This is a genomic window from Agromyces sp. NPDC055520, from assembly GCF_053619715.1.
This window is the reverse complement of record NZ_JBSHJY010000072.1, coordinates 1-7,941: the sequence shown is the minus strand read 5'-3', so window position 1 is coordinate 7,941 and position 7,941 is coordinate 1. Positions and strand designations below refer to the sequence as shown.

The 7,941-nt window shown below is 69.5% G+C and carries 5 protein-coding genes; all 5 read right to left on the bottom strand.

Annotated elements, in window-relative coordinates:
- Positions 1-132 precede the first annotated feature (132 nt).
- Positions 133-1,584: a 30S ribosomal protein S1 gene (gene rpsA, locus ACWGST_RS16590; RefSeq protein WP_332063144.1), complete on the bottom strand. Its 1,452-nt coding sequence runs from the start codon at positions 1,582-1,584 to the stop codon at positions 133-135.
- Positions 1,585-1,729: 145 nt separating this feature from the next.
- Positions 1,730-2,728: an epimerase gene (locus tag ACWGST_RS16585; RefSeq protein WP_452047771.1), complete on the bottom strand. Its 999-nt coding sequence runs from the start codon at positions 2,726-2,728 to the stop codon at positions 1,730-1,732.
- Complete coding sequence (locus ACWGST_RS16580; RefSeq protein WP_452047770.1) at positions 2,725-3,399, bottom strand: DUF4166 domain-containing protein; 675 nt, start codon at positions 3,397-3,399, stop codon at positions 2,725-2,727. The genes ACWGST_RS16585 and ACWGST_RS16580 overlap by 4 nt, the downstream gene beginning before the upstream one ends.
- A 9-nt stretch (positions 3,400-3,408) precedes the next feature.
- Positions 3,409-5,082, bottom strand: coding sequence for a DUF885 domain-containing protein (locus tag ACWGST_RS16575; RefSeq protein WP_452047769.1), 1,674 nt, complete (start codon positions 5,080-5,082; stop codon positions 3,409-3,411).
- A gap of 54 nt (positions 5,083-5,136) precedes the next feature.
- The gene (gene polA, locus ACWGST_RS16570) at positions 5,137-7,845 is read right to left on the bottom strand and encodes a DNA polymerase I (protein ID WP_452047768.1); all 2,709 of its coding nucleotides are present in this window, start codon (positions 7,843-7,845) and stop codon (positions 5,137-5,139) included.
- Positions 7,846-7,941: the final 96 nt, after the last annotated feature.

Here is a 7,941-nt window from a genome sequence, read left to right as displayed (position 1 = left end):
ACGCTGGTCAGCAGCAGGGAACGGCAGGAGGGCAGCTTGGCCTGCAGCTCCACGGCGGCGGTGATCCCGTCCATGCCGGGCAGCGAGGGGACCGGCCTTCCGTACCGCGTGCCGCGTGAATCGCGGCAGCGATCAGTTGTTGCTCGAGAGCTTCTCGCGCAGCGCCGCGAGCGACGCGTCGTCGGCGAGGGTGCCCGCGCCGGCCGAGTCGCTCGAGAACGACGCAGCGCTCGAGGTGAACGAGTCGTCGGCCACAGCGGCAGCGTTCGCCGCGGCGACCTGCTTCTTGTGCGCCTCCCAGCGAGCCTGGGCTGCAGCGTAGTCCTGCTCCCACTTCTCGCGCTGGGCCTCGAAGCCCTCGCGCCACTCGTTGGTCTCGGGGTCGAAGCCCTCGGGGTACTTGTAGTTGCCCGCCTCGTCGTACTCGGTGAGCATGCCGTAGAGCGCCGGGTCGAACTCGGTGCCCTCGGGGTCGACGCCCTCGTTCGCCTGCTTCAGCGAGAGCGAGATGCGGCGGCGCTCGAGGTCGATGTCGATGACCTTGACGAAGACCTCTTCGCCGACCGACACGACCTGCTCTGCGAGCTCGACGTGCTTGCCCGACAGCTCGGAGATGTGGACGAGGCCCTCGATGCCGTCGGCGACGCGAACGAACGCACCGAACGGAACGAGCTTCGTGACCTTACCCGGGGCGACCTGACCGATCGCGTGGGTACGGGCGAAGACCTGCCACGGGTCCTCCTGCGTCGCCTTGAGCGACAGCGAGACGCGCTCGCGGTCGAGCTCGACGGAGAGCACCTCGACGGTGACCTCCTGACCGACCTCGACGACCTCGCTGGCGTGCTCGATGTGCTTCCACGAGAGCTCGGAGACGTGGACGAGACCGTCGACGCCGCCCAGGTCGACGAACGCACCGAAGTTGACGATCGACGAGATGACACCCTTGCGGATCTGGCCCGGGTGGAGGTTCGCGAGGAACGTCGAACGCGACTCGGACTGCGTCTGCTCGAGGAGCGCGCGGCGCGAGAGCACGACGTTGTTGCGGTTCTTGTCGAGCTCGAGGATCTTCGCCTCGATCTCCTGGCCGAGGTACGGCGTGAGGTCGCGCACGCGGCGGAGCTCGATGAGCGACGCCGGGAGGAATCCGCGGAGGCCGATGTCGACGATCAGGCCGCCCTTGACGACCTCGATGACCGAACCGGTCACGACGCCGTCGGCCTCCTTGATCTTCTCCACGTCGCCCCACGCACGCTCGTACTGAGCGCGCTTCTTCGACAGGATGAGACGGCCTTCCTTGTCCTCCTTCTGGAGAACGAGGGCCTCGACGGTGTCGCCGACGCCGACGACCTCGCTGGGGTCGACGTCGTGCTTGATGGAAAGCTCACGCGAGGGGATGACACCCTCGGTCTTGTAGCCGACGTCGAGGAGCACCTCGTCGCGGTCGATCTTCACGACGGTACCCTCGATGAGGTCGCCGTCGTTGAAGAACTTCAAAGTCTTCTCGACCGCGGCGAGGAAATCGTCAGCAGATCCGATGTCGTTGATCGCGACCTGCTTGGGTGCCTTGGTCGTTGCGGTTGTCATGTAGTGAATGCTCCGTAAAGGACAAAATCGAGCCCATCGCGTGGGAGAGCGATATGTTGATTCCGCGATGGGCATGCGGACAGGGATGTCACACGAGTGACGCTCAATCCTAACGGAACGGCTCGCGCAATGGCAACCGGCCGCGTCACTCCCCCGCGGCCGACGCCGCTGCGGCCCCGGCACCCGCCGATTCGGGCTTCAGGATGCTGCGGAGCGCGGGTTCGAGGTCGGGGTTCGCGAACTCGTAACCGGCCTCGAGCAGCCGCTCGGGCACGACCCAACGGCTCTTCAGCACGAGTTCGGTCTCGGTGCGGATCACCGCCGAGCCGAGTTCGAGCATCCACCGCCACGCCGGCATGCCGAAGGGCATGCGGAGCAGCCGCCGGATGGCGCGCATGAGCGTGCGATTGTCGGTGGGATTCGGCGCGCTGACGTTGACGACACCGTCGAGATCGGGCCGCTCCGCGAGGAAGTCGATGATGCCCGCGAGATCGTCGAGATGCACCCAGCTGAACCGCTGCCGGCCGCCGCGCGCACGGAACTCGTGGTGCGTGCCCGCCGCCCTGCGCGCCCGCGTCGAAGGCCAGCGCCCGTCGAGCTGCGGGCCGCCCAGCCCGAACCGGGCGAGCAGCGCGAGCGGCCGCATCACGCTGCCGTCGCCGAGCACGATGGCGATGCGCAGGGCGACACGCCGGGTCGACGGCAGCGCTCCCGCGAAGAACTCCCGCTCCCACGCCTTCGCGACCTCGACCGAGAACCCGGTGCCGATCTCGCCGTCGCGTTCGGTCATCGGGCGGTCTTCGGCATGCCGGTAGATGGTCGCCGTCGACGAATTGAACCAGACACGAGGCGGTGCGGCCGCAGCGGCCACCGCCGTGCGCAGTGCCGCGGTCGTCTCGACCCGCGACCGCATGATCTCAGCGCGATTGGCCGGCGTGTACCGGCAGTTCACGCTCCTGCCCGCGAGGTTCACGAGCATTCCGCTTCCGTCGATGAGGCGGGCGAGCGCCGCAGGCTCGTGCCACGCGGCATCCGCTTCACGGCCTCGGCCGATCGTGACGACCTCGTCACCCCTCGCGCGGAAGTGGGCGACGAGCGCACGACCGATGAACCCGGATGCCCCGGCGATGACCACGCGCGTCATGCCGGCGCCTCCTTTTCGATCTCGTACACGAACGAGCCCGCGTACTCGTAGATGCGCCCGAGCAGCGGGGCGTCGAGCGTGAATCGAACACGCTGACGGCCGCTCGACGGGTCGAACTGCTCGACGAGTCGGGCTCGCGGCGCCACGGCGGTCGGGATCCGCAGTCGCACCCGACCGAGTCGAAGGCCGACCGCCGTCGACCGGAGCACGAGCGCACCATCGCGTGCGCTGGCCTCGAACGCCACGCGCAACTGCCCACCCGAACCGAGCACGTCGACCACCCGGCCGTTGCGGAAGTGCACCGTGTCGACCATCTCGCGCGCACCGGAGCGGAACTCGAACCGTCGCACGGCGCGAAGCGCTCCCGTCGCCGAACGTCGGTTCTCGACCGTGAACGGCACGTCGACCTCGTGCACGGGGAACAGGACGCCCCATCGGCCGAGCACCGCGAGCACGGGCCAGAGCCACCGGCGCGGCGTGCCGACCAGGTCGAACGTACCGCTGCCGCGGCCGACCGCGCCCCCGGGCACCTCCGAGAAGTAGCGCTGCAGACCCGGGTCGAGCTCGGCCACGGCCCGGCCCAGGGCCCGCGCGTACGGCGACGGTGCGCCATCCGTCAACGGCGCGGCATCCGTCGACGGTGCGCGCCCCTGCGGCTGCTGCCTCGGCACCTGCGCGACTCAGCCGAGCAGCGCTGAACGCAGAGTGTCGAGCCCGACGCCGCCGAGCGCGAGCGCGTTGCGGTGGAACTCGCGGATGTCGAACGCCTCACCCTCGCGGCGCGCCACCTCGTCGCGCAGCTGCTCCCAGATGCGCTGGCCGACCTTGTACGACGGCGCCTGGCCCGGCCAGCCGAGGTAGCGGTTGACCTCGAAGCGCACGAAGCCCTCGTTCATGTTCACGTTCTGGCCGAGGAACTCGAAGGCGTACTCGCCCGTCCAGACGCCCTGGCCGTCGGGCCGCTGCTTGCCGAGGTGCACGCCGATGTCGAGCACGACGCGGGCGGCGCGCATGCGCTGGCCGTCGAGCATGCCGAGCCGGTCGGCGGGGTCGTCGAGGTAGCCGAGGCCCTGCATGAGCCGCTCGGCATAGAGCGCCCAACCCTCTGCGTGGCCGCTCGTGCCCGCGAGCTGGCGCCGCCAGGTGTTCAGCTGACCGCGGTTCACGACGGCCTGGCCGATCTGCAGGTGGTGGCCCGGCACACCCTCGTGGTACACCGTCGTGAGCTCGCGCCAGGTGTCGAACTCGGTCACGCCCTCGGGCACCGACCACCACATGCGACCCGGGCGCGAGAAGTCGTCGCTCGGGCCGGTGTAGTAGATGCCGCCCTCTTGCGTCGGCGCGATCAGGCACTCGAGCGTGCGGATCTCGGCGGGGATGTCGAACTGCGTGCCGGCGAGCTCTGCGACCGCGCGGTCGCTCGTCTCCTGCATCCACCGCTGCAGGGCGTCGGTGCCGTGCAGCTTGCGGGAATCGTCGCCGTCGAGGAAGGCGATGGCCTCGGCGACGGATGCCCCGGGCTTGATCTCGTTCGCGATCGCCTCTTGCTCGGCGACCATGCGGGCGAGCTCTTCGATGCCCCACTCGTAGGTCTCGTCGAGGTCGATCTCGGCGCCGAGGAAGTGCCGCGACTGCAGTGCGTAGATCTCGCGGCCGACGCCGTCGTGCTCGCCGGCGACCGGGTGCAGCTCGGTCTCGAGGAACTCGGCGAGTCGGCCGTACGAGGCGGCGGCCGCAGCGGCACCGGTGCCGAGGTGGTTCTTGATCGACGCCGGAAGTTCGTCGTCGCCGGCCTTCGCGGAGCCGGCGAACGTGCCGAAGAAGCCGTCGGGCTTCGCGATGCGGCGAGCCTGAGCGGCCACCTCGCGCACCTGGCGCACGGCGGGAACGGTGCCGCGGGCGATGCCGGCACGCAGCGTCTCGATGTAGCCGTCGATCGCACCGGGAACGGCCTCGAGCCGGCTCGCGATGCGCTCCCACTCTTCGGGGGCGTCGGTCGGCATGAGGTCGAAGACCTCGCGGATCTCTTGGGCCGGACTCGCGATGACATTGAGATCGCGCAGGTGGAGCTCGGCATCGTGCCGCTCGAGCTCGAGTTCGAGTTCGCTGCCGAGATCGGCGACGGTGATGCGGTCGACGTCGTCGACCGGAGTCGCTGCGCGGAACGCGGCCAGAACCTCGCGGGTGGCGGCGATCGAGCGCTCATGGCCGGCCGGCGAGTAGTCGGCCAGCCGGTCGTCGTGGCTCGTGCGCCCGATGTAGGTGCCGACGCCGGGGTTCAGTTCGACGAGCGTGTCGACCCACCCCTCTGCGATGCGATCGACGTCGGTCGGGGTGCGCTCACTCGATGCCATGATGCGAGCCTATGACAGGCCGCCGACACCGCGCAGCAACGGTGCGGTCGCCGCTCAGTGCGCCGCGTCCTCCCAGTTGGCCCCGCGACCGATCTGCACGTCGAGCGGCACGAGCAGTTCGGCGGCGTGCGCCATGCGGTCGCGCACGACGGCCTCGAGCGTCTCGGACTCACCCGCTGCGACCTCGAAGATGAGTTCGTCGTGGACCGTCAGCAGCATGCGGCTCTCGAGCCCCTGGGCGGCGAACTCGCGCTCGACGCCCACCATGGCGATCTTCATGATGTCGGCCGCCGAGCCCTGGATCGGCGAGTTCAGTGCGGCGCGTTCGGCGTTCTCGCGGTGCACGCGGTTGGGGCTGTTGAGGTCGGGGAACGGGCGCCGGCGACCGAAGATCGTCTCGGTGTAGCCGTCGATCTTCGCCTGCTCGACGACCATTCGCAGGTAGTCGCGCACTGCGCCGAACCGCTCGAAGTACTCCTTCATGAGCTGCGTCGCCTCGGCGCGGTCGATGCGCAGCTGCTTCGAGAGCCCGAAGGCGCTGAGGCCGTAGGCGAGCCCGTACGACATCGCCTTGACCTTCGTGCGCATCTCGGGGGTGACGTCTTCGGGGTCGACCCCGAAGACGCGCGCGCCGACGAATCGGTGCAGGTCTTCACCGGCGTTGAACGCTTCGATCAGCCCCGGGTCGCCCGAGAGGTGCGCCATGATGCGCATCTCGATCTGCGAGTAGTCGGCGGTGAGCAACTCGGTGTACTCCGGTCCGTGCCGGAACGCCTTGCGGATGCGACGGCCGTCTTCGGTGCGGATCGGGATGTTCTGCAGGTTGGGGTCGTTCGACGACATGCGGCCCGTCGCCGCGCCGATCTGCCCGTAGCTCGTGTGGATCCGCCCGTCGGCGGCGATCGCCTTGTCGAGCGACTCGACGATCTGGCGCAGTTTCGTGGCGTCACGGTGCTCGAGCAGGTAGCCGAGGAACGGGTGCGGGTTCGACTCCTGCAGGTCGGCCAGGGCGCTCGCATCGGTCGTGTACCCGGTCTTCGTCGCGCGGGTCTTGGGCATGCCGAGCTGGTCGAAGAGCACCTCTTGCAGCTGCTTCGGCGAGCCGAGGTTGACCTCGCGATCGATCTCGGCGTAGGCCGCCTCGGCCAGGCCGGCCGCGCGCGCACCCAGCTCGGCCGAGAGCGACGCGAGCTCGGTGTGATCGACCGTGACGCCGCGCACCTCCATGGCGGCGAGCACCGAGACGAGCGGCATCTCGATGTCGGCGAGCAACTGGCGCGAACTCTCGGGGAGGGCCCGGAGCACGACGGGCGCGACCCGCAGCGAGTACCACGCGTACTCGGGCGCGCCGGCGTCGGTGCCCTCCTCGGGCACGAGCTGGGCCGGGTCGGCCTGCGGCACGGTCTCGCCGAGGTAGCGATCGACGAGGTCGGCCAGGGTCTTCTCGGCGAGGATCGGCCGCACGAGCCAGCCGGCGACGAGGGTGTCGACGACGAGCCCGTCGAAGGCGAGACCCGAGCGCATGAGCGCCTTCAACTGCGGCTTCGCGTCAGTCATGATCTTCGGCGCGTCGCTCGCGAGCCACGCCTCGAACGGTGCGTAGTCGCTGCGCCCCGGCTGCCACGGCAGGTGCACGGATTCGACGGACGTCGCGATGCCGGCGCCGATCACCTGCCCGTCGAGCACCTCGAGGCTGAGGCCGAGGCCCGCGGGCTCGGCGACGACGGCGCGCTCGATCCACGCCGCGAGCTCTTCGTCGAGGAGGCGGCGCGGCGTCGGGGCGACGGCCGCCGCCGGCGCCTCTGCAGCTGGCACTGCACCGGGCGATGACGCCCCACCGGGTGCCGCGGAGGCGCCGTTGCCGTTGCCGTCGCCCGCGGCGATCTTCTTCAGCCGCTCGAACAGCGTGCGGAACTCGAGCCGCTCGAACAGCGGCTGCACCGCCTCGATGTCGATCGGCTTCGCCTCGAGCTCGTCGATCGCGACGTCGAGCTCGACGTCGGTGACGAGCCGGTTGAGCCGGCGATTGCGGATCGCGTTCTCTTTCTCGTCGCGCAGGTTCTGCCCGACGACGCCCTTGATCTCGTCGGCGTGCTCGAGGATGCCGTCGAGCGACCCGTAGAGTCCGAGCCACTTGACGGCGGTCTTCTCGCCGACCTTCGTGATGCCGATGAGGTTGTCGCTCGACTCGCCGACGAGCGCCGCGACATCCGGATACTGCTCGGGGCGGATGCCGTACCGCTCGACGACCGCCTCGGTGTCGTAGCGCTTCAGTTGCGAGACGCCCTGCGTGTTCGGGTAGAGCAGCGTGACATCGTCGTTGACGAGCTGGATGGTGTCGCGGTCGCCCGAGACGAGCAGCACGCGGTAGCCCTCTTCGCGACCGCGGGCCGCGAGCGTCGCGAGGATGTCGTCGGCCTCGAAGTCTTCTTTCTCGAGGGTGCGCACGCCCATGGCCTTCAGTGCGTCTTGCAGCAGCGGCACCTGCCCCTTGAACTCGACCGGCGTCTCGCCGCGCGTGCCCTTGTACTCGGGGTACTCGCGCGTGCGGAACGACGCCCGCGAGATGTCGAATGCGACCGCGATGTGGGTCGGCTTCTCGTTCGCGAGCAGCAGCAGCAGCATCGACAGGAAGCCGTGGATGGCGTTCGTGTGCTGGCCGTCGCGGGTCGTGAAACTGTCGACCGGGAGAGCGTAGAAGGCGCGGAAGGCCAGCGAATGGCCGTCGACGACGAGGAGGGTGGGCTTATCTGCGTCCGACACCCCCCAAGACTACAAGCGGCCGCCGACACTGCCCGACGCCCGTCGCGGCCCGCTCGGGCCCGGCACCACGAGAACGTCGGATGCCGCGGCGACACG

Bases quoted from the DNA above. Each gene is read 5' to 3' on its own strand.
- ACWGST_RS16575 (WP_452047769.1), bottom strand. From the start codon at position 5,082: ATGGCATCGAGTGAGCGCACCCCGACCGACGTCGATCGCATCGCAGAG.
- ACWGST_RS16585 (WP_452047771.1), bottom strand. From the start codon at position 2,728: ATGACGCGCGTGGTCATCGCCGGGGCATCCGGGTTCATCGGTCGTGCG.
- rpsA (WP_332063144.1), bottom strand. From the start codon at position 1,584: ATGACAACCGCAACGACCAAGGCACCCAAGCAGGTCGCGATCAACGAC.